The organism is Thioalkalivibrio sp. ALJ15, assembly GCF_000383695.1.
Classification (GTDB): Bacteria; Pseudomonadota; Gammaproteobacteria; order Ectothiorhodospirales; family Ectothiorhodospiraceae; genus Thioalkalivibrio.
In genome coordinates this window covers 1-1,590 of the sequence record NZ_KB912066.1, presented here as the reverse complement: position 1 = coordinate 1,590, position 1,590 = coordinate 1, and the positions used below count along the sequence as shown (strand labels likewise).

3 protein-coding genes are annotated in these 1,590 nt (G+C 64.5%); all 3 read right to left on the bottom strand.

Annotation, left to right across the window (positions count from 1 at the left end; all coding sequences use genetic code 11):
* Nucleotides 1–59: 59 nt before the first annotated feature.
* On the bottom strand, nucleotides 60–704 hold the full coding sequence (locus G015_RS0113550; protein ID WP_020146891.1) for an HK97 family phage prohead protease: 645 nt from the start codon (nucleotides 702–704) through the stop codon (nucleotides 60–62).
* 148 nt (nucleotides 705–852) lie between these two features.
* Nucleotides 853–1,098, bottom strand: a complete 246-nt coding sequence (locus tag G015_RS0113545; RefSeq protein WP_020146890.1) for a hypothetical protein — start codon at nucleotides 1,096–1,098, stop codon at nucleotides 853–855.
* Nucleotides 1,085–1,267, bottom strand: coding sequence for a hypothetical protein (locus G015_RS0113540; protein WP_020146889.1), 183 nt, complete (start codon nucleotides 1,265–1,267; stop codon nucleotides 1,085–1,087). The genes G015_RS0113545 and G015_RS0113540 overlap by 14 nt, the downstream gene beginning before the upstream one ends.
* Nucleotides 1,268–1,590: the final 323 nt, after the last annotated feature.

The window sequence follows — 1,590 nt, the reverse complement described above, 5'->3', positions numbered from 1 at the left end:
GCCCTTGAAGCCGCGCACGGCCTCGGTGTTCTTCTGAATCAGCTCTTTCACTTCCATCGTCATACCCTCAGTTCGTTGTTCAGTTCGCGCAGGGCCGCCGCGATCTCGGCGGCCTCTTCGTCTTCGTCGGAAAGGGCGGAAAAGCCGCCCGCCATCAGGCGTTTCGCCTCGCGTTTGGAGAGCCCCAGGTCGCGCAGGCCGCGTTCCAGCTCGCGCGGGCTTGTCGGGTCCACCTGTTTCACGTTCGCGACCAGGGCGCCCGCGTCGGCGGGTTCCTCGACCACGCTGATCTCGACCAGCTCAATACTCTTGAGGTAGCGGGTGCCGTCTTTCTCTTCGGCCCCACCGGGCGGGATCAGGTAGCCAATGGACAGACCGTCGACGGCCCCGTGCTTGAGGCTCGCGTAGGCGTCTTCGGCAACGCTGTGGCCGGGTGTGAGCTGTCCCTCGACCCATAGGCCCTTTTCATCCTCACGCAGCACCGTCCAGCGCCCAATGACGGGCCCGGTATGGTTCCACCGCATGCGGATAGGCCGGGAGCGGTTCTCGAGGGTGTGGGCGTAGGCCCCGGGCAGGATCGTGTCGCCGTAGGCATCCACGCCATTGAAAACAGACGCATAGCCCGCGAACGAACGCGAAGCATCGTCGAACTTCAGCTCGGAGGCCGATAGGGAAAGGGCTTTGTGGTGTACTGCTCTGGTCACGGGCAACCTCTCGTCAAACGCAAAACCGCAGGCCGCATCAGGGCCTGTTGTTGCATCCGCGAGCTTCGCGCCCGTTGTCCTGGGGGGCCGGTTCTGGGCATCGCACCCGTCCACGGCAGGACTGTATGGATAACTACTGTGCATATTATCAGTGCCCCCGTGGCCGGTCAAGGCTCTTCGCGATGCTGTCGTGCGCCCATCCCAGGGTCCGCAGGGCATCGTCCAGCGTCTCCGCCTCGCTGGCCGCGACCATGGCGGCCTCTGCCACCCCCAGGGCTTTCCCCTGCGCCGCGACGGTGGCCGCAAGCTCGTAGACCAGCGGGCGCCATTGCTCGGGCAGGGTGTCAGGCGCGGGCGCACCCAGCGCCGCCAGGATCTTCTCAGGCGTCATCATCGCGGGCCCCCTTACTCTCCAGCGCATCCCGCAGCGAATGACGCAGCTCGCGCATCGCCTCGGGTAGTGTCTTGACGCTCGCCTCGAACCGCTCCGCTGCCAGCTCGGGCCGGCGGTCGTTCGGGTCCGCGATGTCGTTCCAGTCCGGTAATGTCTTGTGCTTTTTCATGGCTTGCCCTCAGAAAAATTCGTGCAACAAAGCAGAAAGCGTCTCCCCCCTCCGGTCCCCGGCGGTTGATCCCGGGACTTTCTCTCCCCCCTACCGACCAAAATCTGAATTGGGGGAACAAGAAAACGGCTACCCTCAACGGTCCCGGAGCGTCTTTCGCGGTACTTCGGGCTCCCCTAGGGGCCTGTCCCCATGTCATCCAACTGCTCGCGCAGATCCTTTGCCCGGCCTTGTCGCTTGAGCATCCGGCGCAGCTTTTGCAGCGCACTGCGCTCGAGCCGCTCGACCGCTTGTACGCTCATTCCCATCTCACGGGCAACAGC